This is a genomic window from Parazoarcus sp. PS-13 R2A, assembly GCF_057621855.1.
Map to the genome: position 1 here is coordinate 356,555 of NZ_JBYEXN010000002.1, position 22,115 is coordinate 378,669.

The 22,115-nt window shown below is 63.6% G+C and carries 24 protein-coding genes; 6 read left to right on the forward strand and 18 right to left on the reverse strand.

Annotated features, from left to right (window positions below):
- Positions 1 to 43: 43 nt before the first annotated feature.
- The 7 genes from AC22G6_RS03530 to pssA form a co-directional block, all read right to left on the reverse strand.
- Complete coding sequence (locus tag AC22G6_RS03530) at positions 44 to 691, reverse strand: class I SAM-dependent methyltransferase (RefSeq protein ID WP_108949045.1); 648 nt, start codon at positions 689 to 691, stop codon at positions 44 to 46.
- 84 nt (positions 692 to 775) lie between these two features.
- Positions 776 to 1,456 carry a lipopolysaccharide kinase InaA family protein gene (locus AC22G6_RS03535; RefSeq protein ID WP_108949044.1) on the reverse strand — a complete coding sequence of 227 codons (681 nt, stop codon included), beginning with the start codon at positions 1,454 to 1,456 and terminating at the stop codon, positions 776 to 778.
- Positions 1,453 to 2,148, reverse strand: coding sequence for a class I SAM-dependent methyltransferase (locus AC22G6_RS03540; protein ID WP_108949043.1), 696 nt, complete (start codon positions 2,146 to 2,148; stop codon positions 1,453 to 1,455). The genes AC22G6_RS03535 and AC22G6_RS03540 overlap by 4 nt, the downstream gene beginning before the upstream one ends.
- Before the next feature lie 106 nt (positions 2,149 to 2,254).
- Positions 2,255 to 3,517, reverse strand: a complete 1,263-nt coding sequence (locus AC22G6_RS03545) for a sensor histidine kinase (RefSeq protein ID WP_108949042.1) — start codon at positions 3,515 to 3,517, stop codon at positions 2,255 to 2,257.
- Positions 3,510 to 4,193, reverse strand: coding sequence for a response regulator transcription factor (locus AC22G6_RS03550; protein WP_108951302.1), 684 nt, complete (start codon positions 4,191 to 4,193; stop codon positions 3,510 to 3,512). The genes AC22G6_RS03545 and AC22G6_RS03550 overlap by 8 nt, the downstream gene beginning before the upstream one ends.
- Before the next feature lie 22 nt (positions 4,194 to 4,215).
- Positions 4,216 to 6,111 (reverse strand): sulfatase-like hydrolase/transferase, encoded by a 1,896-nt coding sequence (locus AC22G6_RS03555; protein ID WP_487365633.1) that lies wholly within the window; start codon positions 6,109 to 6,111, stop codon positions 4,216 to 4,218.
- A 111-nt stretch (positions 6,112 to 6,222) separates the two neighbouring features.
- Positions 6,223 to 7,008, reverse strand: a complete 786-nt coding sequence (pssA, locus tag AC22G6_RS03560) for a CDP-diacylglycerol--serine O-phosphatidyltransferase (protein WP_487365634.1) — start codon at positions 7,006 to 7,008, stop codon at positions 6,223 to 6,225.
- A 251-nt stretch (positions 7,009 to 7,259) separates the two neighbouring features.
- Between pssA and AC22G6_RS03565 the strand changes: the two genes are divergently transcribed.
- Positions 7,260 to 8,141 carry a cation diffusion facilitator family transporter gene (locus AC22G6_RS03565; protein WP_487365635.1) on the forward strand — a complete coding sequence of 294 codons (882 nt, stop codon included), beginning with the start codon at positions 7,260 to 7,262 and terminating at the stop codon, positions 8,139 to 8,141.
- Between the two features lie 68 nt (positions 8,142 to 8,209).
- On the opposite strand, the gene AC22G6_RS03570 is transcribed toward AC22G6_RS03565, so the two are convergent.
- From AC22G6_RS03570 to AC22G6_RS03600, 7 genes are all read right to left on the reverse strand, one after another.
- Positions 8,210 to 9,514, reverse strand: a complete 1,305-nt coding sequence (locus AC22G6_RS03570; protein ID WP_487365636.1) for a sensor histidine kinase — start codon at positions 9,512 to 9,514, stop codon at positions 8,210 to 8,212.
- On the reverse strand, positions 9,511 to 10,164 hold the full coding sequence (locus AC22G6_RS03575; RefSeq protein WP_487365637.1) for a response regulator: 654 nt from the start codon (positions 10,162 to 10,164) through the stop codon (positions 9,511 to 9,513). The genes AC22G6_RS03570 and AC22G6_RS03575 overlap by 4 nt, the downstream gene beginning before the upstream one ends.
- A gap of 27 nt (positions 10,165 to 10,191) precedes the next feature.
- A complete protein-coding gene (locus AC22G6_RS03580) occupies positions 10,192 to 10,746 on the reverse strand; it encodes a cytochrome b/b6 domain-containing protein (protein WP_487365638.1) in 555 nt (184 codons plus the stop codon).
- 75 nt (positions 10,747 to 10,821) lie between these two features.
- Complete coding sequence (locus AC22G6_RS03585; protein ID WP_487365639.1) at positions 10,822 to 11,082, reverse strand: PepSY domain-containing protein; 261 nt, start codon at positions 11,080 to 11,082, stop codon at positions 10,822 to 10,824.
- 181 nt (positions 11,083 to 11,263) lie between these two features.
- A complete protein-coding gene (gene ilvC / locus AC22G6_RS03590; RefSeq protein ID WP_487365640.1) occupies positions 11,264 to 12,280 on the reverse strand; it encodes a ketol-acid reductoisomerase in 1,017 nt (338 codons plus the stop codon).
- Positions 12,281 to 12,368: 88 nt separating this feature from the next.
- The gene (gene ilvN, locus AC22G6_RS03595; RefSeq protein ID WP_108949034.1) at positions 12,369 to 12,860 is read right to left on the reverse strand and encodes an acetolactate synthase small subunit; all 492 of its coding nucleotides are present in this window, start codon (positions 12,858 to 12,860) and stop codon (positions 12,369 to 12,371) included.
- A 48-nt stretch (positions 12,861 to 12,908) separates the two neighbouring features.
- Positions 12,909 to 14,612, reverse strand: coding sequence for an acetolactate synthase 3 catalytic subunit (locus AC22G6_RS03600; protein ID WP_487365641.1), 1,704 nt, complete (start codon positions 14,610 to 14,612; stop codon positions 12,909 to 12,911).
- 60 nt (positions 14,613 to 14,672) lie between these two features.
- On the opposite strand from AC22G6_RS03600, the gene AC22G6_RS03605 reads away from it, so the two are divergent.
- Genes AC22G6_RS03605 through AC22G6_RS03620 form a run of 4 tightly spaced genes read left to right on the forward strand, consistent with a single transcriptional unit; the run spans position 14,673 to position 16,628 of the window.
- Positions 14,673 to 15,290, forward strand: a complete 618-nt coding sequence (locus tag AC22G6_RS03605) for an RNA polymerase sigma factor (protein WP_487365642.1) — start codon at positions 14,673 to 14,675, stop codon at positions 15,288 to 15,290.
- The gene (locus AC22G6_RS03610) at positions 15,287 to 15,697 is read left to right on the forward strand and encodes a DUF3619 family protein (protein WP_487365643.1); all 411 of its coding nucleotides are present in this window, start codon (positions 15,287 to 15,289) and stop codon (positions 15,695 to 15,697) included. The genes AC22G6_RS03605 and AC22G6_RS03610 overlap by 4 nt, the downstream gene beginning before the upstream one ends.
- Positions 15,670 to 16,131 (forward strand): DUF3106 domain-containing protein, encoded by a 462-nt coding sequence (locus tag AC22G6_RS03615; protein ID WP_487365644.1) that lies wholly within the window; start codon positions 15,670 to 15,672, stop codon positions 16,129 to 16,131. Before AC22G6_RS03610 ends, AC22G6_RS03615 begins: the two co-directional genes overlap by 28 nt.
- A complete protein-coding gene (locus tag AC22G6_RS03620) occupies positions 16,128 to 16,628 on the forward strand; it encodes an RDD family protein (RefSeq protein WP_487365645.1) in 501 nt (166 codons plus the stop codon). Before AC22G6_RS03615 ends, AC22G6_RS03620 begins: the two co-directional genes overlap by 4 nt.
- Here AC22G6_RS03620 and AC22G6_RS03625 read toward each other — a convergent pair.
- Positions 16,613 to 17,158 (reverse strand): DUF1415 domain-containing protein, encoded by a 546-nt coding sequence (locus AC22G6_RS03625; protein ID WP_487365646.1) that lies wholly within the window; start codon positions 17,156 to 17,158, stop codon positions 16,613 to 16,615. The two genes, AC22G6_RS03620 and AC22G6_RS03625, sit on opposite strands and share 16 nt — an antisense overlap.
- A gap of 23 nt (positions 17,159 to 17,181) precedes the next feature.
- Entirely contained in the window at positions 17,182 to 18,168 is a 987-nt protein-coding gene (gene miaA, locus AC22G6_RS03630) for a tRNA (adenosine(37)-N6)-dimethylallyltransferase MiaA (protein WP_487365647.1), read from the reverse strand.
- 133 nt (positions 18,169 to 18,301) lie between these two features.
- Between miaA and AC22G6_RS03635 the strand changes: the two genes are divergently transcribed.
- Positions 18,302 to 19,168 carry a DNA ligase gene (locus tag AC22G6_RS03635; protein WP_487365648.1) on the forward strand — a complete coding sequence of 289 codons (867 nt, stop codon included), beginning with the start codon at positions 18,302 to 18,304 and terminating at the stop codon, positions 19,166 to 19,168.
- Positions 19,169 to 19,178: 10 nt separating this feature from the next.
- Here AC22G6_RS03635 and AC22G6_RS03640 read toward each other — a convergent pair whose 3' ends face one another.
- Complete coding sequence (locus AC22G6_RS03640; protein WP_487365649.1) at positions 19,179 to 19,754, reverse strand: HupE/UreJ family protein; 576 nt, start codon at positions 19,752 to 19,754, stop codon at positions 19,179 to 19,181.
- A gap of 510 nt (positions 19,755 to 20,264) precedes the next feature.
- On the reverse strand, positions 20,265 to 22,016 hold the full coding sequence (locus tag AC22G6_RS03645; protein WP_487365650.1) for a diguanylate cyclase domain-containing protein: 1,752 nt from the start codon (positions 22,014 to 22,016) through the stop codon (positions 20,265 to 20,267).
- Between the last annotated feature and the right edge of the window lie 99 nt (positions 22,017 to 22,115).

The window sequence follows — 22,115 nt, forward strand, 5'->3', positions numbered from 1 at the left end:
CGCCGCTCCCCGGGCCGTGCGCTGCGAACGGTGCCGTCGGTGCTCAGGCTTCGATGCGCTCGAATAGCGCGAGATGCAGTGTGTGAATGAAGGGGCTGCGGGCGAAGTCCCGCACCAGTCGAAAGCCGGCGCGTGCGAAGTACGCTTCGACCTCGCGCAGCGAAGTTGAGTGCTTCTCCGACGGGCGTCCGCCGCGCAGTACGCGGATGCGGCGCTTGATCGAGGTGACGGACCAGGGACTGAAATAGGACATCGCCACATACCTGCCCGAGATCCGGCACAGCTCGCTGACCGCACGCTGGCGAATGTCGGCGTTGGGGAAGTGATGGAAGAGGCGGAAGGAGAACACCGTATCGAAGGCCCGGTCGGGGTAGGTGGTGTGCTCGATGTCCTGCTTGTCGACACCGTGTGTCAGTCCGTGTGCGTGCAGCGTGCTGCCCGCGATGGCGATCATGGCATCCGACAGGTCCGCTGCGGTCACCTGATAGCCGCGCTGGCTCACATGCAGGCTCAGACGGCCGCCGCCACATGGCAAATCCAGAACGCGGTGTGCAGGGGGAACCATGGACAGCACCTTGTCCACCAGGCGCATTTCAGCCTGATGCTTGTCCGGATCCACCTGCTGGTAGGCGGTCGCGGTCCGGCTGTCGTACTTGAAGCGTCCGCGGTACCCGGCGGTGAGACTGTGCATGTTGCAACTCCCTGAGTGATGATGGTGTCAGGGAGTTTGGGCTGCCGGGTGTTGGCGAAGTGTGCTGCTGCTGTGAAGAAAAGCTCAAACGTCGGTATTTTCGCGCAGTGCCTGTCGGTGCGATTCGAGCATCATGTCCCACTGCGCCGGGGTCAGGATCGACTGATGACGTTTCAACTGGTCGAGGTCGCGCTTGGCCGCAGCGTCCGCGCTGAAGCGGCGGCGCATTTTCTCGAGGTCGAGCAGGGCGACGTCGGGTTGCTCGCCCTGCCAGCGCACCATCACATGCTTGTCGTAAAGGCAACCGTGCTGAAAACGCGCACGGTGAAGCACGCCGAGCACCCGGCCGAGCTCGGTTGCCAGGGTCTCGCGTTGTGCTGCGCTCAAGCCGGTGTGCTCGGACAGCGCGGTAAAACCATCGAGCGCACGGGTGGCGAGAACGGCTTCGGTTCCGCGCGAATACTTGCGCACGCCGTGGTAGACCGTTTCCGGCACGCGCAAGCCGAGGTTGCGCACCGCGTCGAGAAAGTGGGCTTCCCTGCTCGCCGTCGGCCAGCCCAGCGGGTGGCTCAGGGTGCGGCACAGGTGATTGCGCTGGCGCTTGACGTAACACAGGGTGTGATCGGTGAGGGCGCGAATCACCCCACTCCAGCCGTCACGCCTCTCATTGGGTGTTTCCACCCATTCGCCCGGCAGTGTCCACCAGTGCTCGAAGTCGTCCTGCTTAGCGGTTGTGGCAGACAGTGAGGGTGCGAGTCTGTTCATCTATCGATCCTGCGCAGTACATAGGTCCGCCACATAGCATACATCGGCAGAAAGTCGTAGTGGCCAAGAATCTCGAAACCGTTGCTGCGAAACTCGCTCTCAATCTGCTTTGCCGGGATCACGAAACGGTTCTGGGGACCGCGGTTTTCCCTGCGGTCGCGCCTGTGCTCAAGCCGTGCACGCTTCCATGCCTTGTAGTTGCCGTCCACCCACATGGACAGGATGACCGTGTCGCGGGTGACGCGGTGAAACTCCCGCAGCATCTCCAGTCGGTGTTCGTGTTCGCCGATGTGGTGCATCAGGCGCATGCAGAAAATGCTGTCAACGGCACGATCGGGAAGGTCGATGTCAAACGCCGAAGTCTGGAAGGTCTTCACCCGCCGAACGATTTCTGGCGACTGGGACTGGGTGGCGATGGAGAGCATGTCCGCCGAGTTGTCCGCAGCGAGGATCACCCGGTTGGGCTGCTCCGCGAGCAGTGGCCAGAACCGTCCTGCACCGCAGGGCAGATCCAGCACCAGGGTCGGGTCTCCGGCCAGGTGCAGGGCCTGGCGGGCAATCTGGATGTCGCGATAGTTTGAGAGACGGCGTGCGAGGCCATCCTGATGCTTCTCGAAGTAGGCCCTTGCGTGGCGGAGGTCGTATTTCTCCGAGAAGGGCAGACGGGTAGGCGATTGGCTGGACGTGTGCACGAGCTGACTCCGCAGTGATTCAAAGTGCGCAGTCTGGCGAGGCTGCTGTGACCCCGCCGTCGTACAGGTGTCAAATTATCGTGAAGTGACGTTCAACCGGCCGGTTTCACCCCAGGTCGACTTCGAACACGCAACCGCCACCGGCGGCATCCGAGAGCTCGATCTTCCACCCCTGCTGTGCGCAGATGCGCTGAACCAGGGAGAGCCCGATGCCGATACCGTCTCCGCGACTGCTTCCGCCGCGGACGAAGGGGCGGAAGACGCTCAGCCGTTCCGCAATCGGGATGCCGGCGCCGCTGTCGATGACCTTGAAGCGCCTGCCTTGCAGCACCAGCTGCACGTCGCCCTTGTCGGTGTAATGCAGGGCGTTGCGCAGCAGGTTGGCGATCACGGCGCGCAGCATCGGTGTTGGGTAGAGCGTGTCGTCCGGTGCCTCGACCGTCAGCCGCAGACCAAGCCTGCGCTGCTCGGCGTCCGGGCTCCAGCGTCGGAACTGCTCTTCGGCGATGTGTTGCAGCGTGTTCATCGACGCCGGCTGACGTTTGGCCTGCTCGCCGCGGGCGAGCCACATGAAGGTTTCGACGAGCTCGCGCATCTCCTCGCTGGCATGCTGGATGCGTTCGATCTGCGTCCGTTCGCGTGCGTCGTGGGGCAGGGTTTCGAGCAGCAGTTCGCAGGAACTGGCGATTACCATCAGCGGTGTGCGCAGTTCGTGGCTGACATCGCTGGTGAACAGGCGCTCACGGTCGAGCGCTTCGCGCAGCTGGTTCAGGGTGTCGTCGAAGGCCGCCGCCAGTTGTCCCACCTCGTCCGCCGGATAGTCGGTTGCAAGTGGTGGCGCCAGCGACAGCAACTGGTCGCGATGTCGCACCTGGCCAGACAGGCGGATGACCGGGGCGATGACCTTGCCTGCGGTCAGCGTGCCGATGATGAATGCGGCCAGCAGGCTCAGCGCGAAGCCGGAGACGGCCGCGATGTAAAGGCGGTTTTCACGCTCTTCGAACTCAACCTGGTCGAGCACCAGGATGAACCGCTTCCCGGCCTCGTCGCGGGTCAGCACATGCCAGTCTACGTCGTCGTGTTCGATCTCGCTGAAGCCGGGCGTCAGGTTGCGCAGCCAGTCGGGCAGGGTCGCGTCGTCTGCCGAGGGCGCGCGGTACAGCGTCAGCTCCGGCCCCAGATAGGGCTTCTCACCTTCGCTGACGGTGGAGGTGATGACATCGAGCTGGCGGTTCAGGCCTTCTGCCACAAGCTGTACCTCAGCCTGGTTGATGAAGATCACGATGGCCAGCGCGAACAGGCCGGCGACGACCGTCGTCATCAGCGTAAACGCCGTGACGATACGCCCGGAAAGGCTTCTCTCAGCCATCGCCTGCGAGTGCAGCGAGACGGAAGCCCACCCCATGAACAGTCTGCAGCAGGGGAGAGGGGAAGGGTTTGTCGAGTTGCTGGCGCAGGGCATGAATGTGGCTGCGCAGGCTGTCGCTGTCGGGGGGCTCATCGCCCCAGAGCGCGGTTTCGAGCACTTCGCGGCGTACGACCGCGGGGCTCTTCTGCATCAGCACTGCGAGCAGCTTGAGGCCGATCGGCCCCAGGTGGAGCAGCTGGCCGCCACGGGTGACTTCGAGGGTGTCGAGGTCGTAGCTGAGGTCGGCGACCTTCAGCAGCCGTCTGCCGCCGCCGCGGCTGCGCTTGAGGACTGCCTCGATGCGGGCGGCCAGCTCTGACAGCGCGAAGGGCTTGGTCAGGTAGTCGTCGGCACCGGCGCGAAAGCCGGTCAGGCGGTCGTCGAGCGCATCCCGTGCCGTGAGCATGATGACCGGCGTGTCGCTGCGCTCGCTCTCGCGCAGACGCTGGCACAGGGTGAAACCATCCATTCCGGGCAGCATCACGTCGAGCACGATGAGCTCGTAGTGATTGACGGCGGCAAGATGCAGTCCGGTCAGTCCGTCCTGGGCGCAGTCCACCTCGTAGCCCTTGAGCGTGAGGTAGTCCGCAAGGTTGGCGAGGATGTCACGATTGTCCTCGATCAGTAGCAGCCGCATGGTCATGCCTCAATGATGCGCCTCAGCCGGGCGCACGCGTGAAACGTGTGAGTGTATCCATGATTTCGACCATCGGCTTGCGGATCGCCATTCGTGCGGCATCGCCGTCGGCGAGCGGGTTGTCGTCACCGTCGGTGATCTCATTGCGCGCAGCGCCCACCGCATTGATCGGGAAGGTGACCTTGTAGTCGTCACCGATGTAGGCGATCCGGTTCCAGTCGGCGGCGACGGCGTAATCGCGGTGGAAGTCGCTCGCGAGCAGGTTGTGGCCGTTGGAGTAGTCCTCGGGCGGGTTGCTCACGCCGAGCAGGGGCAGCAGGGTGGCCGGAATGTCGAGGTGGCTGCTGATGCCCGTCATGACGCGCGGCGCGGCGCCCGGTACGTATATGACGCCGGGGGTGCCGGTCTGGAAGCGGTTGAACTCCGCACTGTGGCCCCAGCGCTTGCGCTCCATGAACTCTTCACCGTGGTCGCCGAGCACGATCACCACGGTATGCTCGAGCAGGCCCTGCGCCTTCAGGTGCTCGATCACGCGACCGATCTGGGCGTCCACGTGATGCGCAGCGTTGATGTAGCGGTTCTTGATCGCGCCGATCTGCTCCGACAGGTTGGTGGTGATGTAGTTGAAGTCCTCGAGATACGGACTTGCGATCACGGCCCGTTCCGGGAAGTCGTAGTTGGCATGCGTCGACTCGAAGAACATGTAGGTCATGAAGGGCCGGGCCTTGTCCCGACCATCAATGAATCCGAGCATGTTGTCGATGTTCTGGACGTCGCGCTGCCAGGCCGGTGCGCCGTTCTCGATGGGGTGGAGGTCTTCCGCGCGCATGTTGGCGAAGACGGTCTTGTCGAAGGCGGGATAGGTGAAGCGCTGGCTGGTGTGAAGGCTGAACTGATAGTTCTGTTGCTGCATCACGTCCATCAGCACCGGCGCGCGGCGGGCGGCAAGCATGGGGAACCAGTTGTTTCCGTACAGCCCGTAGAACATCGAGAACACACCCATCTGTGTCATGTTTCCGCCGCTGAAATGCTTCTCCAGACGCAGTGCCTCGTTCGAGAACTGCCACGTCCTGGGCATGATCTTCGGGTCGAGCATGTCGAAGCGCAGCGACTCCGCAACCAGCCACACGATATTGAGCGGTGCGGCGGGCGCAACGGTTTCGAGCGGTTTGCGCGGGTAACTCAGCGAGCCGCTCCGGATGCGCACGCCATTGCTCTCGGCCGCTTCCGCCTCGATCCCCATCTTGCGGGCGAACTTGTCGAAGGTCATGGGCTGGTAGAGCGGGTAGCGTTCGCTGGCGAAGAGCACCGGTTCGTAGTGCAGCACGGCACTGAATCCATAGGCAATCCGCTCGCCGAGCGTGAGCGCGAGGAAGGCGGCGAGAACCCAGCGCCAGCGTCCGCTGCGCGCCGGGGTGGCGCCTGTGTGCGCACGCAGCGCAAGCAGATAGGCGCCTGCCTGGGCGAGGATGAGCGCGACAACGATGGCGGTCGCCGTCAGTTCCGTGCTGCGACTGGCGCCGAGCGATGCAATCCCACCCGGCGTGGACACAAGGTCAATCACAAAGCCATTGATATGGAAGCCGTACATGCCATAGATCATGCGGTCGGCAAACAGCAGGACCTGGGTGAGGCCGGCCAGGCCCACGGCCAGCACGGCCATCAATGCCGCTGCGGACTTCAGGCCAGGTATCGATCTCAGCACCCGCAGGCCGAGATGGCCAAGCAGCGCGGTGGGCAGGAGGTAGAACGCGGCGTAACTCAGCGTCGTGGCCAGACTCCAGCCGGCCACGGCGGGTTCGGAGAACTCACGCGCGGTCTGGCACAGCAGCACCTGTGCCAGACAGATAAGCCATGACAGCAGCAGGAAGCGGTTGAACTGGGCGTTGCTGGGAAGACGGGACCGCGCGGGCTGCATTCGGAGCTCCGGAGACATGGACCGCGGATCATGATCTCCGTGGTGTCGCCGGAAGCTCAAGGAAGTGTGAAAAATTTGTGAAAGCGCCTGAATGGCGCAGTTAGAAGCGCGTCATTCTGGCGGGGTATCGGCTGCTCGGGGCTCCTCGGCGACGGGTTTGGCGTCCGGGCGCTGGCGGCGCTTGCGCCAGCGCAGCACATACACGACGTAGCCCGACAGCGCATAGATGACAAAGAGGCCGAAGAGAACGCCCGGCGGATAGCTTGAGACCAGCGCGAACGCGAGCACCAGCGCAATCAGTACGATGAAGGGCACGCTCTTGCGCAGGTTGATGCTCTTGCCGCTCCAGAACAGCACGTTGCTGACCATGGAGATGCCGGCAAACATCGTCAGGATGCAGGCGTACCAGCGCACGTCGCTGCCGGCAATGCCGTTGTCGATGACCACCCAGACCAGTCCCGCAACCAGCGCTGCCGCAGCCGGGCTGGGCAGACCCTGGAAGTAGCGTTTGTCGACCACTTCGATGTTGGTGTTGAAGCGCGCCAGACGCAGTGCCGCACCGGCGCAGTAGATGAAGGCTGCGATCCAGCCAAGCTTGCCCATGTCCTTGAGAGCCCACTCGTACACCACGAGGGCAGGGGCCGCGCCGAAGGAGACCATGTCCGACAGCGAATCGTATTCGGCGCCGAACTCGCTCTGCGTATGGGTGAGGCGAGCAATGCGACCGTCTAGTCCATCGAGCACCATGGCAATGAAGATTGCAACGGCGGCAACCTCGAAGCGCTGATTCATCGCCTGCACGATGGCGAAAAATCCGGCAAACAGCGCCGCAGTGGTAAACAGGTTGGGCAGGATGTAAATGCCGCGGCGGCGCTTCTCGGGTGTGATCAGAGGCATGCGGTCAGTGTGGTCCAAGTGGACAATCGACTTGAGAGAAGCCCCGATTCTAGCCCATCGGGGCGCTGTCGCCGGATATCCGTTCGATTCGTCGTGTATCGGAAAGTAGCTGAGGCAGGGGCATTCGCCCGGTGTCGGCATCAAGGTCCGGTTTCATGCTCGCCCAGGCCCATTTTTGATCTGCGTTCACGACCAATTCACCGATGCTGTGTTAGAAACCCGCCTTGTCACTTGAGAGCCGGGTTCACCCAATGCGTTTTTTCGAGAACATGGAAGCGCGTCACTATTTCTGGATGTCGACGGCGGCGGCTGTGGTCACCATCGTACTCAAGACGCTTGCGTGGTGGATGACCGACTCGATCAGTCTGCTGTCGGATGCGATGGAGTCCTTCGTCAATCTGGCCGGGGCGAGTTTCGCACTGTGGATGATCACCATCGCCAAGTGCCCGCCCGACGACGAACATCCCCTCGGGCACGGCAAGGCGGAGTATTTCTCCGCCGGTTTCGAGGGCGTCCTGATCTTCGGTGCTGCGGGCGCCATCATCTGGTCCGCGGTCGGACGGCTGTTTGAGCCGGTTCCGCTCGAGTCGATCGGGATTGGCCTGGCCTTCTCGGTGGGCAGCAGTCTCATCAACCTCGGGGTTGCGGTGTCGCTCGGGCGTGCCGCCGTTCGTCTGCGCTCGATTGCTCTGGAGGGCAGTTCCAGGCACCTGATGACCGATGTGTGGACCTCGGCAGGCGTGGTGGCCGGTCTCGTTCTTGCCGGCTTTACCGGCTGGCTGTGGCTGGATGCGGTGGTCGCCATCCTGGTGGGTCTGCACATCCTGACCGAGGGCTGGGGCCTGATTCGCAGCTCTGCTCACGGCCTGATGGATGCCGCACTGCCCGAGGAAAGCATTGCGGTGATCGAGACCACGCTGCGGGGCTTTTCCGGCCGGGGCATCGCGTATGCGGATCTGCGCACGCGACGCGCGGGTGCGGAAAGCTTCATCTATGTCGACGTGCTGGTGCCGCCGGACTGGAGCATCGTCCGTACTCATGACGCACTCGATGAAATCGAGTCCGCGATCCGGAAAGCCTTGCCCGGTGCCAGGGTATTCACGCACCCGGAACCGCGGCCCGAGTCCGTCTGAGGTCATCGCCGGCAAGGCGCTGCGAGCGCTTGTTTGCGTCGTTGGCAGGTGCCGCTCGGCGCCTCGGGTCAGGCCGGCGGTCCGACGCAGGTCGCTTGCGGCAGGCGCAGTTCCACCGTACATCCCGGGGTCGCACCGTCCAGCGTCAGCGTTCCGCCGTGAGCGCGTGCAACCATGTCTGCCAGCATCAGGCCCAGGCCGGTCTGACCCGAATAGGTCTGGGTCGAGAGCGCAGCTTGCAGGCCCACCCTTTTGGCCTCGGGAATGCCGCTGCCGTTGTCGCTCACGCTGAGCACGATCCCGCTGTCCTCGCGAACCGCGACGCATGCCTGGCTGGCGTGATGACGTGCAGCGTTGTCCAGCAGGTTCATCAGCGCGGCGGCGATGAGGTCGGCGTCGGCGTGAATCCACTCGATCCCCTCGACCCGGACCTCCAGCCCCTCGAAGGTCAGGTGCGCGACCAGATCCTTCATGTTCACCGGCTGCAGTTCGGGTTCGGCCCCGCTGCGAAACAGGGCGAGCAGGGCGGTGACGACTCTTTGCAGCCGGTTTGCTGCCGAGCGTGCGCGCAGCAGCCGTGTGCGAAGTTCGGTGGGGCATTCCCGCAAGGCGACTGCCAGTTGTGCGTCGAGGCCTGCCAGCGGCGTACGCAGGGCGTGCGCGGCGTGGGCGGAGAATGCGCGCTCGTTTGAGATGCGCTGTATCAGCCGACTGCTGAGCGCGGAGATGGCGTGATGCATCGGCGCCAGTTCGGCGCGCGTGACCGGTGGCAGCTGCGAGCGCGTATCGAGCGGGTCGAAATCGCGGACGGCGTCCGAGAGTTGTGCGACCGGGCGGAGTTCGTGCTTGAGCCGCCGGCGCAGCCAGAACACGCAGATCAATCCGATTGCGAGGGCCACTTCGGCGGTGTAACGTGCCGCCTCGATGCTCGCTTCGCGACGCTCTTCGGCATCCTGGGCAACGTGAAGAACCCAGCCGTGCTCGCCCGGAAGCGGCATGGTGATGACACGCCAGTCGTCGCCGACGTCCGCGAACCCGGCGCTGCGCGTGCTCAGCAGCGCAGTCGCGGGCGCATTGTGAGAGCGCAGGACGACCGTGTGGTCAGCGTCCGCAAGTTGCCAGATCAGGCGCTCGACGTGTGCGGGTGCGGGCATGGAGCCCGGGGCCGAGCCATCAAGCGGCCAGTGCTCAAGCCGGTACGAGAGCAGCGCGAAGATGATCTGCGCTGATTCCTGCAGGGTGTTGTCGAGGAGTTCGTCGATCTCATGGCGAATGACCGTCCACACCGCGGCGGTGACGGCAATGCTCCAGGCGAGCGCAATCACGATCACGCTTCGCGACAGGCGACTGCGGATGGATGGCGCGCCCTTCATGCCTGGATGCGGTAACCCATGCCGCGCACGGTTTCGATCAGGTCCTTGCCCAGCTTGCGCCTCAGGTGGCTGATATGGACTTCAAGCGCATTGCTCATCACATCGCCCTCGAAGCCGCTCACCAGGGCTTCGAGGTCTGTCCTCGATACGATCCGCCCGGCCCGCAGAACGAGGGCTTCGAGGAGCGCCCACTCGCGCGCGGTCATGACCACGGGCGTCGACCCGACCCGCGCGCTGCGCGCCGTGAGGTCGACGTCGACGTTGCCGAAGCTGCGCAGATGACTGGAGACGCCGCTCAGCCGACGGCCCATCGCGCGCACCCGCGCAGCGAGCTCTTCGGGTGCAAAAGGCTTCACCAGGTAGTCGTCGGCGCCGCTGTCGAGGCCGCGGATTCGATCAGCAAGGCGGTCGCGTGCGGTGAGGATCAGCGCCGGCGTTGTGTTTCCCTGTCTGCGCAGTGCCGCAATCCAGTCGGTGCCTGCGCCATCGGGCAGGTTCCAGTCCACCAGCAGCAGGTCGAAGGCTTCCTGGGAGAGTCCCCGGGTTTCGGCGAGCGAAGTGAACCAGTCGACCACATGCCCCTCGCTGCGCAAGAAGTCGCTGAGCCCCTCGCCGAGGGTCGCATCGTCTTCGAGCAGCAGCAGGCGCATGCAGGCCTCCATTGAATGTGGGTCGTGTCAGGGGCGGGCGGCTTTCCTGCTGCGCGTCTTTACGCCGGATATCATCGCGCCGATCAGGTTGGTGCCGTCGATGCGGCTCATGATAATCGCTGCAGCTGCATGCAGGACGGCGAGGCCGATCAGGATTGAACCAAATGCTTCATGCAGTTCCTGCAACCACTCTTCGCCCCAGAATGCGTCCAGGGTCTGCATGAATCCGCTCACACCAAGCGCGAGCACGAGTGCGATCAGGGCCAGCATCATCAGCGCGCCGAGCGGGTTGTGGCCTGGGTGAGGGTCCGGTTCGCCCGCAATGACATGGCGCACGTGCCGGCGCAGTCGGCCGGGTGTCGGGAAGAAATCTGAAAAACGTGCGTATCGCGTGCCGATGAAGCCCCACACGATGCGGGCAAGTACGAGCGCGCTGGCGAGGTAGCCAATCCACTGATGGAAGGTCTCACCGTCGTCGATCACGAAGTAGTTGGTGATCACGCACAGCACGAGGCTCCAGTGGAACAGGCGCACAAAGCGATCCCATACGCGGATGGAAGTGTCTGATTCGCTGCGGGTCATGGTCGTGTGTCCTCGAAACTCACCGGGTCGGCGCGGATTGCAGCCGCCCCGGCAGGGGCGGTTCAGGTGCCGGGGTCAGGACTTGGATTCGAGTGGCTCAGCCGTGATCGGGTCGAAATAGATTTCGACCTTCTTGCCGGCCTTGTCGTAGCCGTAGATCTCGTAGCACTTGCCTTTGGAGACCTTGAAGGTCTTGATCTTGTAGCCCTGGGCTTCGATTCTTGCCTTGAAGTCGGCCTCCTTCATCCACTTGTCTTCGGGGGCGTTGCAGGCGGGGCCGGCGAAGGCGCTGGTCGTGGTGACGGCAATGATGGCGGCGGCAAAGAGCTTTTTCATGCTGGCTTCCTTTCTCGGTATAAGTGCCCCGGCTGGGGCGACGGAGTGCATTTAAGCCCGCCAACATGAAGCCAGCCTTAAGCTGGATACCCTGGATGTATCGATTCGTTTCGGCGCCACACAAAGAAAAAGGCCGGAAGCGCATTGCGCTTCCGGCCTTCTGAACCGTGACGAAGACGTCTTAGTTCTTCGACTTGTCGACCAGGGCCTTGGCCTTGATCCACGGCATCATGTCGCGCAGCTGACCACCGACCTGCTCGATCGCGTGCTCTGCATTGAGGCGACGACGCGCGGTCATGCTCGGGTAGTTGGTTTTGCCTTCCTGGATGAACATCTTGGCGTATTCACCGGTCTGGATACGCTTCAGCGCGTTGCGCATGGCGACGCGCGACTGCTCGTTGATCACCTCGGGGCCGGTTACGTACTCGCCATACTCCGCGTTGTTGGAGATGGAGTAGTTCATGTTGGCGATGCCGCCTTCGTACATCAGGTCGACGATCAGCTTGAGCTCGTGCAGGCACTCGAAGTAGGCCATTTCGGGGGCGTAGCCGGCTTCGGTCAGGGTTTCGAAACCCATCTTGACCAGCTCGACAGCACCGCCGCACAGCACGGCCTGTTCGCCGAAGAGGTCGGTCTCGGTCTCTTCCTTGAAGTTGGTCTCGATCACGCCGCCCTTGGTGCCGCCGTTGGCAGCAGCGTACGACAGCGCGATGTCCTTGGCCTTGCCGGACTTGTCCTGATACACGGCGATCAGCGACGGCACGCCGCCTCCGCGCAGGTACTCGGAACGCACGGTGTGGCCGGGGCCCTTGGGGGCGACCATGATCACGTCGAGGTCTTCACGCGGCACGACCTGGTTGTAATGCACGTTGAAGCCGTGGGCAAAAGCCAGCACGCCGCCCTTCTTGATGTTGGGCTCGACTTCTTCCTTGTACACGGAGGGGATGTTCTCGTCCGGCAACAGGATCATGACGACGTCAGCGGCCTTGACCGCCTTGCCGATTTCTTCGACCTTGAGGCCGGCGGCCTTGGCCTTGTCCCACGACGGGCCGCCCTTGCGTACTGCAACGGTGACCTTGACGCCGGAGTCGTTCAGGTTCTGGGCGTGGGCGTGGCCCTGCGAGCCGTAGCCGACGATGGTGACCTTCTTGCCCTTGATGAGGGAGAGGTCGGCGTCCTTGTCGTAATAAACTTTCATGGTTTTCCTTTCAGATATCAAGGGCAGTAATCGCCTGCGGCCGACATCATAAGGGCAGGTCGGCCGGGCGCAAAACAGATGGGAGGGGTCAGAGCTTCAAAACACGGTCGCCGCGCCCGATACCGCAGACGCCTGAGCGCACGGTTTCGAGGATCAGCGCCGGATCGATGGCCTTGGTAAAGGCGTCGAGCTTGGACTGGTTGCCCGTGAGCTCGATCACGTATGACGCGTCGGTGACATCGATGATGCGAGCGCGGAAGATGTCAGCGGTGCGCTTCATCTCCTCTCGGTCCTTGCCGGTAGCACGGACCTTGATCAGCATCAGCTCGCGCTCGATATGCGCGGCTTCAGAGATGTCCACCACCTTGACCACTTCGACCAGCTTGTTGAGCTGCTTGGTGATCTGCTCGATGATTTCTTCCGAGCCGATGGTGACGATGGTCATGCGCGACATCGACGCATCTTCCGTGGGCGCCACGGTCAGGGATTCGATGTTGTAGCCGCGCGCGGAGAAAAGGCCGGACACGCGTGACAGCGCACCGGATTCGTTTTCGATCAGCAGGGAAATAACGTGACGCATGATGATTTCGGTCCTGGATTCAGATGATTGACTGGACGGTGGCGCGGATCACAGGTCTTCGGCAGACAGGATCATCTCGGTGAGACCCTTGCCGCCCTGAACCATCGGATACACGTTTTCCGTCTGATCGACCTGGAAGTCGAGGAACACGAGATCTTTCTTGTGCGTGGTGAAAGCTTCACGCAGCGCGCCTTCGACGTCGGAGGGCTTGTCGATGCGGAAACCCACATGACCATAGGACTCTGCCAGCTTGGCGAAATCGGGCAGCGAATCCATGTACGACTCGGAGTAGCGCTGACCGTGGAACAGCTGCTGCCACTGGCGAACCATGCCGAGGTAGCGGTTGTTCAGGTTGCAGATCTTGATCGGCAGCCGGAACTGCTTGCAGGTCGACAGCTCCTGGATGTTCATCTGGATGGAGGCCTCGCCGGTGATGCAGGCGACCTGCGCATCGGGGTGGGCAAGCTGGGCGCCCATCGCATAGGGCATGCCGACACCCATCGTGCCCAGGCCACCGGAGTTGAGCCAGCGGCGCGGCTTGTCGAAGCGGTAGTACTGTGCTGCCCACATCTGGTGCTGGCCGACGTCGGAGGTGACGAAGGCATCGCCGCCGGTCACTTCCCACAGCTTCTGCACCACGAACTGCGGCTTGATGATGGTGTCGGAGTTCTTGTACACCATGCAGTTTCGGCTGCGCCATTCCTCGACCTGCTTCCACCACGCGCTGATGTCGGGGCGGGCGGGGCCGGCTTCGAGCTGGCGGATCATTTCGTCGAGCACTTCGCGGACGTCGCCCACGATCGGCACATCCACGCGCACGCGCTTCGAGATCGACGACGGGTCGATGTCGATGTGGATGATCTTGCGCGGCTCTTCGGCGAAGTTGGCCGGGTCGCCAATCACGCGGTCGTCGAAGCGCGAGCCGACTGCCAGCAGCACGTCGGAGTAGTGCATCGACATGTTGGCTTCGTAGGTGCCGTGCATGCCGGGCATGCCGAGGTACTGGCGATCGCTTGCGGGGTAGCCGCCCAGACCCATCAGGGTGGTGGTGATCGGATAGCCCAGCATGCGGGTGAGCTTGGTCAGTTGCTCGGCCGCGTCGGACAGCACCACGCCGCCGCCGGCATAGATCATCGGACGCTTGGCTTCGAGCAGCAACTGCACGGCTTTCTTGATCTGACCCTGGTGGCCCTTGACCACCGGGTTGTAGGAGCGCATCGAGATTTCCTTCGGATACTCGAATTCGCACTTGGCGATCGTGATGTCCTTGGGAATGTCGACCAGCACCGGGCCGGGACGGCCGCTTTGTGCCAGATAGAAGGCCTTCTTGATGGTCGTGGCGATGTCCTTGACGTCGCGCACCAGGAAGTTGTGCTTCACGCAGGGGCGGGTGATGCCCACGGTGTCGACTTCCTGGAAGGCGTCCTGGCCGATCGCGGCCGTCGGTACCTGTCCGGAAATGATCACCATCGGAATCGAATCGCAGAAGGCGGTGGCGATGCCGGTAACGGCATTGGTCGCGCCCGGGCCCGAGGTCACCAGTGCAACACCTACGTTTTGCGTGCTGCGTGCAAAACCGTCAGCTGCATGGACAGCGGCCTGTTCGTGGCGTACCAGAATGTGGCGAACCTCTTCCTGCTGGAAAAGTGCGTCATAGATGTACAGCACGGCGCCGCCTGGATAGCCGAATACGTATTCGACCTTTTCTTCCTGCAGGCACCTGATTACAATTTCCGCTCCAGTCAGCACCATCGCAAAGTCGCCCTGTAATTCGTTTGAAGAAACGGATAACAGTACCCGCTCCGAGGGAGTTTGGTCAAGGCTGTAAATGCCGGTCCAATAGGCGCTTCTTTCAAGGATTCCCAGCTGGCTACCCGCACCGAACTCTCCGCGTTTCTTGAAAGCGTTGAAAAACGTGCGTTCAAGCAGGCTGTCTGGTCCCTGCGCGATGACGATGCCGCGCTCGATGCGGTACAGGATGCGATGCTGAAACTGTCGCTGCGCTACGGTGAGCGCCCGGCCGACGAGTTTCCGATGCTGTTTCAGCGCATCCTGCAGAACGTGATTCTCGATGCGCACAGGCGACTCAAGGTCCGCCGCTTCTGGGTGTCGCCGCTGTCCGTGCTCAAGGGGGCGAACGAAGAAGAAGGCGACCCGCTCGAGAGCGTGGCCGACGAGCGCGACGGGGCAGAGCATGAAACGCCGCACGGTCTGTTCGAGCGTCGCGATGTGCTCGCGCAGATTGAGCGCGAGATCGCCCGGCTGCCAAATCGTCAACGGGAGGCGTTCCTGATGCGTTACTGGGAGGAAATGAATATCGCCGAAACGGCCGAGGCCATGGGATGTTCCGAGGGCAGTGTGAAGACGCACTGCTCGCGTGCCACCCAGACGCTTGCCGCGGCCCTCAGAGCAAAGGGGCTCATGCCATGACCGATCAGCAACAGCGCCCAGGGGGCGATAGTTTGAGCGACGCAGCGGTCGCACGGCGCATTGTCGGCAGTCTTTCGGTTGCCGCCCATCACACCGACGAGCGGGTCGCCGAGCGCCTCAGGGCAGCGCGACTGCATGCGCTCGAGGCGCATCGCCCGCGGCGCGGCGTGTTCGCCAGGCTGCTGGCGACGATGTGGGCTGCGTGGTCCTGGCGTCCGCTGCTGCGTCAGTCGGTGGCGCTGGCGGCAGTTGTCGTGTTCGTTTTTGCGGGTGACCACTGGACGACGACGTCCATGCTGCTCGAACTCGAAGAAGTCGACGCGGCGCTGCTGGCGGACGAGCTCCCCATCGACGCTTATCTTGATTCGGATTTTCCCGCATGGCTGCAGCAAGACTCCTCATCCTGATCGCGTGCCTGCTGTGCAGTGCGCTGGCGTCGGCGCGCGTTCTGCCGCTGGCCGCACCGGCGTGGGCCGAGCTCGATGCGCGACAGCATGAGGTGCTTGCGCCCCTTGAGGCAGACTGGGACGGGATGACCCCGGTCAGCCGGCGCAAATGGCTGGGCATCTGCGACCGTTACGATCGTCTGTCGGCCGACGAGCAGGTGCGTATCCAGGTGCGGATGCGGGACTGGGCGCGACTCAACCCGGACGAGCGCAGCCGCGCGCGGATGCAGTACCGTGCCATGCAGAAACTGCCGCCTGATCGACGCAGTAATTTGCACGCGGAGTGGGAACGCTATCAGAATCTGCCCCCTGAAGGACGTCGCCCCGAAGCGGTGACGCCTGCGCCACGCCGGCCCGGTGCGGCGCTTCAAGGACAGGTAGATATATTTCGATGAGTCGTAAAGGCAACAAGACACCGGCGGCCGGAGCTCAGGCCGCAGCACCCGGGCGCTCGCCCACCGTGGTTGAACTTGCCGGTCTGCGCCGCCGGCTGGCGAGCATGCTGTACGAAACGATGTTGCTGCTCGGGGTGCTGGCGCTGACCTTCATGGTGCCCAACCTGCTGATCGGCATGATCTTCGAGGTCGCGTCACCGGGCTGGCTGGCGTGGATTCACGTGTTCCTGGTGCTGGGCTTCTATTTCGTCTGGTACTGGCACCGCCAGGGGCAGACCCTGGCCATGCAGACCTGGCGGCTCAAGATCGTGGACTCGGTCAGCGGCCAGCCGCTCAGTGCAGCGCGCAGCTGGCTGCGCTATGCACTGGCGTGGCCATCGGTGCTGATCGGTGGCGTCGGTCTGATCTGGGCCATCTTCGATCGCGATCGCCAGTTCCTGCACGATCGCCTCGGTGGCAGCTGCGTGGTCCTGCTGCCGGGTCAGCCGAAAAGATAGGGGAACAGCCGCTTCCGCTCGTCCTCGCTCAGCTGCTCCATGCGCAGCACATTGCGCTCGGGAATGCCTTCCGGGTCTGGAAAGTGCGCCAGTGCGTGCTCCAGGCTTTCTTCGCGGATCATGTGCAGCAGCGGCCACGGCGAGCGGTTGGTGAGGTTGCCTGCGTCGTCCGATTCGGTGTCGGCAAACTGGTAGTCGGGGTGAAAGCTCGCGACCTGGAGTTCGCCTTCCCAGCCGAACTGCTGCAGCCACAGATCGACCAGGTCCAGAAACTGGTTGTAGTCCTCGAAGTCGGACAGCATGTCCGGGATCGCAAGGACCGTGGTCTCGAGTTCGCTGGCGGGGGTGTCCGAGAGGCGCTCGAGTTCGGCCTGCATGTCGTCGAGCAGGGCTTCGTCGGTCGTGGCGTGGCTCACGCAGATGCGCACGCGGTCTTCGGTACGGGGTTTGGCCGCGAACGGGCAGAGGTTGAGTCCGATGACGACGTCGTCGAGCCACTGGCGTACGTCGTTGATGATTTGTTGGTCCATTGGGTCCGGTTTCCAGGAGTGTTTCAGGATTCGAGGCGTTCGAGTGCAGTGTTGCGCACCGCGGTGGCGAGATCGGCACGCAGGCAGTCGAGTTCGACCAGCTCCGGCCAGGTGTCGCGGAACTGGCGCTGCCAGGTGAGTTGGCGCTTGGCGAGCTGACGGGTTGCGGCAATGCCCTTGAAGCGGAGTGTTTCAATGTCGTCTTCGCCGTCGAGATAGGCCCATGCCTGGCGGTAGCCGACGCAGCGCATCGAGGGCATGGACGTATTCAGGGTGTAGCGCTGGCGCAGTTGCGCAAGCTCGTCGATGAGTCCGCCATCCAGCATCTGCGAGAAACGATCTGCGATACGGTCGTGCAGCACCTTGCGGTCCGAGGGCGCAAGCGCGATTGGCAGCAGGCGAAAGGGCGGGGGTGTCATTTCGCGGCGGGCGTAGCTTTCAGCCAGCGGTCGTCCGGTGACACGAACGATCTCGAGTGCGCGCTGGATGCGCTGCGCGTCGCCGGGCTCGAGCCTGGCCGCAGCCTCGGGGTCGAGACGCGCGAGTTCCGCATGCATCGCAGGCCAGCCAAGACGCATGGCGTCATCGTCGATCTGCCGGCGCAGCCTGGCGTCGGCCTGCGGGAGTGCCGACAGGCCGTCGCGCAATGCCTTGAAGTACAGCATGGTGCCGCCGGCAAGCACCGGGATTCGCCCGCGAGCGGTGATTTCGGCCATCAGGCGCAGCGCGTCGTCGCGAAAGCTCGCAGCCGAGTAGGCTTCTTCCGGCGTGATGATGTCGATCAGATGGTGGGGGCAGACCGCCTGTTCTGCCGCCGTCGGCTTGGCCGTGCCGATGTCCATGTCGCGGTACACCAGGGCCGAATCCACGCTGATGATCTCGACCGGCAACGCGTGCGCCAGGGCCAGCGCGCTGGCTGTCTTCCCGCTTGCGGTCGGGCCGAGCAGAAGCAGTGCGGGTGGGAGGTCGGTGTGCGGCATCGGGGTCAGGACTGGGAGTTGGCCTCGCATTATCCTCGTGCCGTGGCGCTTTGGGGTATCCGGATCGGTGTGCCTGACGGAAGTTCGCATGGAGTCCGGTTCCCGAAGATGTGCTTAAAGAATGAGAATGGCATAATCGTATCCTTTCCGGTGAATTCCCGCGATGCGAACGAAGAAATGCCCCGTGCCTGGCCGGCAGGCGATTGCCCGTGTTCTGACTCTTGCGCTGCTCGCGCTGTCCTGTCCCGCATGGGCGCAACTGCCTCCGCTGATGCTCGCAGGGCGCTATCACGCGGATGTCGATCCGGCCGGGTACTGGGTGAGCGAGAAGCTGGACGGCGTGCGTGCGCTGTGGAATGGGCAGCAGTTGCTGTTTCGCAGCGGAAATCCGGTGGCTGCGCCAGCGTGGTTTGTTGCCGGCCTGCCGCCGGAGCCGCTCGATGGTGAGCTCTGGATCGGCCGTGGCCGCTTCGAGCAACTCGTGAGTGCGGTGCGCACTCAGGAGCCCGACGATGCGGCATGGCGTAAGGTGAAATACATGGTCTTCGATCTGCCCGCTCATGGTGGCACCTTCACCGAGCGCATCGACGCCATGGCGCGCATCGTAAGCGGTACGGGCCTGCCCTGGCTGCAACGCGTCGCACAGCACCGCGTCGCCGACCGTAAGGCCTTGCAGCGCGAGTTCGAGCGGGTTGTGCGGGCGGGGGGCGAGGGTTTGATGCTGCACCGGGACGATGCGCTGCGGGTGGCCGGGCGCACCGATGCCATCCTGAAATACGTGCCCTGGCTGGACGACGAGGCGAGAGTGATCGCCCACGTTCAGGGCAATGGGAAATACGCAGGCATGCTGGGTGCGCTGCTGGTCGAGGCGCCGGACGGTCGCCGGTTCCGGATTGGAACCGGCTTCACCGATGCCCAGCGCCGCGAGCCACCGCCACCCGGCACGCTGGTGACCTACCGCTATCGTGAGCTGACGGGCAAGGGGTTGCCCCGTTTTCCGTCGTTTCTCAGGGTCAGGGACTTGCCCTGATCCATGTCGCTCAGGCGCCGACGAGCAGCATGCCGGCACCGGCGATTGCCATGCCGATTGCGCGCTGCGCGTATTTGCCAAACCGCGATTCGGGCAGGTGGCGGGCTGCGAGGTAGCCGACGCCATGCAGGGCTGCAGTGGCCAGCGCGAAACCGGCCGTGTAGGTCAGGAGCGCGTTGCTGCCCATCTCGGCGTGGTGTGCATGGCCGTGAAACAGGGCGAACACGGAGATCAGCGGCATGGCCGCCGCCAGTGGCAGGCGTGCGGCAAAAGCGATCAGCAGGCCGAAGACGAGCACGGACGTCGCGATGCCGGCCTCGACAGCCGGAAGTTCGACTCCGCTCGTGCTCAGCGCAGCGCCACCCAGCATGGCGGCGACGAATCCCGCAGGCAGTGCCCAGCGCGCGACGCCCTTCTGGCGTGCTGCGAAAAGCCCCACTGCCAGCATCGCCAGAAGGTGGTCGAACCCGCCGAGCGGGTGACTGAGCCCACTGGCAAAGCTCATGGCTTCGTGGCCGGGGTGTGCAGCGGCAGCGCCGGCTGTGAGCAACAGGGTGAGGGCAACAAGGGCGCGCGGCTTGGACATGTATTTCTCCGGTGAGCGGTCATTCGGGTGTTGGATTGCGGCCGGATGAATCCGGCCGGCTTGCCGTTGAGGCTGGTAGCGGTTGTGGCGTGCCGGAATCGACTTCATCGACCGGCGAGGCCACTGCGCAGCGCCCAACGGCGTGCTTTGCGGGAGAATAGCAAATTGCGTGCCGCGTGTTGCATCCGGCTCGCCGGCAGGCTGTCAGGAATGTTCGTGCCCGAGGCCCTTGGCGGTCCGGGGGCGTCGGCGGCCCGAAATGGGGTCGTGACATTTGGATATTCGTGCTTGAATGCACTTTTCTGGTGCGTTGCACTGCCCCGGTGCGCCCGGATGCGCCCGAGCCTTCGTGAAGGTAGCGGCGCTGCCGGCGCGCAGCGGGCGGATGGCCGTCCGCCGCTGCCCGATTTCGCAGCAGTCTGAATTTGAGCTTCGTGGTCAGATACTTGCGGCACTTGTCCACAGCTTGTCACGCATCTTGTCTACGCCCGGTGGGGATAAGCCGGGGTTTCAGGCCGGCACATCTCCCCGTTCAGCGCGGTCGGCAAACTTATGCACGTACATGGCCCGGTCCGCGCTCTTGAGCAGGCTTTGCGCATCGAGGCCATCATCCGGATACAGGGCTTCTCCGATCGCGCCGCCGACACTGATCTCGACCGTGCTCTCGGCTTCGATGCAGCACAGGGGCTGACGCAGGACTTCCTCGATCTGGCGGCGGATATGGCCCACGGCTTCGCGGCTCGCAACCTGGTCGAGCAGGATGACGAACTCGTCACCGGCGTAACGGGCGACGAGGTCGCCTCCGCGGACGTTGGTCCGCAGGCGCTCGGCGATCTCCTGCAAAGCCAGATCGCCGGCGTCGTGTCCATACTGGTCGTTGATCTGCTTGAAACGGTTGAGGTCGATGAACAGCACGCCCAGCTTCGCAGCGCGGCGATCGCTGCGGGCCAGCTCAACCCGTTTGTTGAGTTTTTGCATGAAGGCGTCGCGGTTTGCGAGTCCGGTGAGCTTGTCCGTGCGCAAGCGGGTCTGCATGGCCTCGAAGCTGCGCGCCAGTGCGCCGATCTCGTCGTTGCGCGCCACGCCGACCGGTGCGTCGAGCTCGCCTTCGCCCACCTTGCGCACGGCCTCGCCAATGCGCCTCAGATCACCCGCAACCCAGCCGAGGATGCGCAGCCCGATAACGATGGCGATCACGACCGCCGCGGCCGCCAGCATGACCGTGCGGGTTGCGTTCTCGGTCACCCCGGACATGAAGTCGCTGGTCGGCATGGCGACGACGGTAATCCAGTTCAGGCCGGCCTCGTCCTGGATGCGGTCGAAGGCGACATGGATCTCCTCGCCTTCTTCGGTGACAAAGGTCAGTACTCTTGGCAGCGAGGTGGCATCGGGGGTGGCCAGGCGTTCCTGCACCAGGCGGTAGGCTGATCTGAGCAGCGGATGCGAGCTTTCGCGTGCCTTCAGACGGGCGCTGCTGCCATCGGGCAACTCCCGGATGTTGGGGCTGGCCGAGGACGCGATCAGGTTGCCGTCCTGCTCGATGATGAAGGCGATACCGTTGGGAGAAACCTTGAGCCGGCCAACAAAGTCGTTCAGCGCACGCAGGGAAATGTCGGTCGCGACCACGCCTTCGAAAGCGCCTGCGCTCGACAGCACTCTGCGCGCCCGTGTGGCGAGCAGTTCCCGCGTGCCGAAATCAATGTATACCGAGGTCCAGGTATGGCCTGTGACCCGTTTGCCGTCCTGATACCAGGGGCGGGTGCGGGGGTCGAAAAGCTTCGTTTCGCGCCGTTCGAAATTCAAAGGGCCGTCGATGCCAGTGAAGCGATAGATTGCCCGGTGTTCGTCGGCATTGATCTTCATCCGCAGTTCGGCGTCCTGCAGGGAGTGCCGGTACAGGCCCAGCCCCTGCCCGGATTCGTTGCCGTAATAGACGTAGTTGTTGGGGTCGATATGCAGTGAGGTCGCAATCCAGAAGCGCGTCCGGAGCTCATGGAAATCCGATTCGATCTTCTCCGGCGCTGCCATGCCGTCCGGGAAGGCTGACTCGAGCACCGCGCCCGATCCGACGATGTGACGGTCCACTGCCTGTGCAATGCGTCCCACGGTTTCGAGCAGCAGGTGCTCCGAGACCGTCGACACGGCCCGGTTCCCGGCCGAATACGACAGTGAGCCCACAGCGACCGCAAGCGCAATCACCAGCACGACGTAGGGAACAATCAGGACCAGCTTGAGCGAGAGGGGGGCAGACGGCTTCGACATGATCTGAACTGCCCGGCCGGTTATGGCAAGACACCAAATGTGGAAGGGCTTGATTCTCTACAGGAAAGCCATATTGTGCAATGCCGCGTGATTTTTTGA

Coding starts and splice junctions, on each gene's coding strand:
- AC22G6_RS03580 (WP_487365638.1), bottom strand. CDS start 10,746: ATGACCCGCAGCGAATCAGACACTTCCATCCGCGTATGGGATCGCTTT.
- pssA (WP_487365634.1), bottom strand. CDS start 7,008: ATGCCTCTGATCACACCCGAGAAGCGCCGCCGCGGCATTTACATCCTG.
- ilvN (WP_108949034.1), bottom strand. CDS start 12,860: ATGCGTCACGTTATTTCCCTGCTGATCGAAAACGAATCCGGTGCGCTG.
- AC22G6_RS03565 (WP_487365635.1), top strand. CDS start 7,260: ATGCGTTTTTTCGAGAACATGGAAGCGCGTCACTATTTCTGGATGTCG.
- AC22G6_RS03535 (WP_108949044.1), bottom strand. CDS start 1,456: ATGAACAGACTCGCACCCTCACTGTCTGCCACAACCGCTAAGCAGGAC.
- AC22G6_RS03530 (WP_108949045.1), bottom strand. CDS start 691: ATGCACAGTCTCACCGCCGGGTACCGCGGACGCTTCAAGTACGACAGC.
- AC22G6_RS03555 (WP_487365633.1), bottom strand. CDS start 6,111: ATGCAGCCCGCGCGGTCCCGTCTTCCCAGCAACGCCCAGTTCAACCGC.
- AC22G6_RS03640 (WP_487365649.1), bottom strand. CDS start 19,754: ATGTCCAAGCCGCGCGCCCTTGTTGCCCTCACCCTGTTGCTCACAGCC.
- AC22G6_RS03585 (WP_487365639.1), bottom strand. CDS start 11,082: ATGAAAAAGCTCTTTGCCGCCGCCATCATTGCCGTCACCACGACCAGC.
- miaA (WP_487365647.1), bottom strand. CDS start 18,168: ATGCGAGGCCAACTCCCAGTCCTGACCCCGATGCCGCACACCGACCTC.
- AC22G6_RS03645 (WP_487365650.1), bottom strand. CDS start 22,016: ATGTCGAAGCCGTCTGCCCCCCTCTCGCTCAAGCTGGTCCTGATTGTT.
- AC22G6_RS03635 (WP_487365648.1), top strand. CDS start 18,302: ATGCGAACGAAGAAATGCCCCGTGCCTGGCCGGCAGGCGATTGCCCGT.
- AC22G6_RS03610 (WP_487365643.1), top strand. CDS start 15,287: ATGACCGATCAGCAACAGCGCCCAGGGGGCGATAGTTTGAGCGACGCA.
- AC22G6_RS03575 (WP_487365637.1), bottom strand. CDS start 10,164: ATGCGCCTGCTGCTGCTCGAAGACGATGCGACCCTCGGCGAGGGGCTC.
- AC22G6_RS03615 (WP_487365644.1), top strand. CDS start 15,670: ATGGCTGCAGCAAGACTCCTCATCCTGATCGCGTGCCTGCTGTGCAGT.
- AC22G6_RS03625 (WP_487365646.1), bottom strand. CDS start 17,158: ATGGACCAACAAATCATCAACGACGTACGCCAGTGGCTCGACGACGTC.
- AC22G6_RS03550 (WP_108951302.1), bottom strand. CDS start 4,193: ATGCGGCTGCTACTGATCGAGGACAATCGTGACATCCTCGCCAACCTT.
- AC22G6_RS03600 (WP_487365641.1), bottom strand. CDS start 14,612: ATGGTGCTGACTGGAGCGGAAATTGTAATCAGGTGCCTGCAGGAAGAA.
- AC22G6_RS03570 (WP_487365636.1), bottom strand. CDS start 9,514: ATGAAGGGCGCGCCATCCATCCGCAGTCGCCTGTCGCGAAGCGTGATC.
- ilvC (WP_487365640.1), bottom strand. CDS start 12,280: ATGAAAGTTTATTACGACAAGGACGCCGACCTCTCCCTCATCAAGGGC.
- AC22G6_RS03620 (WP_487365645.1), top strand. CDS start 16,128: ATGAGTCGTAAAGGCAACAAGACACCGGCGGCCGGAGCTCAGGCCGCA.
- AC22G6_RS03545 (WP_108949042.1), bottom strand. CDS start 3,517: ATGGCTGAGAGAAGCCTTTCCGGGCGTATCGTCACGGCGTTTACGCTG.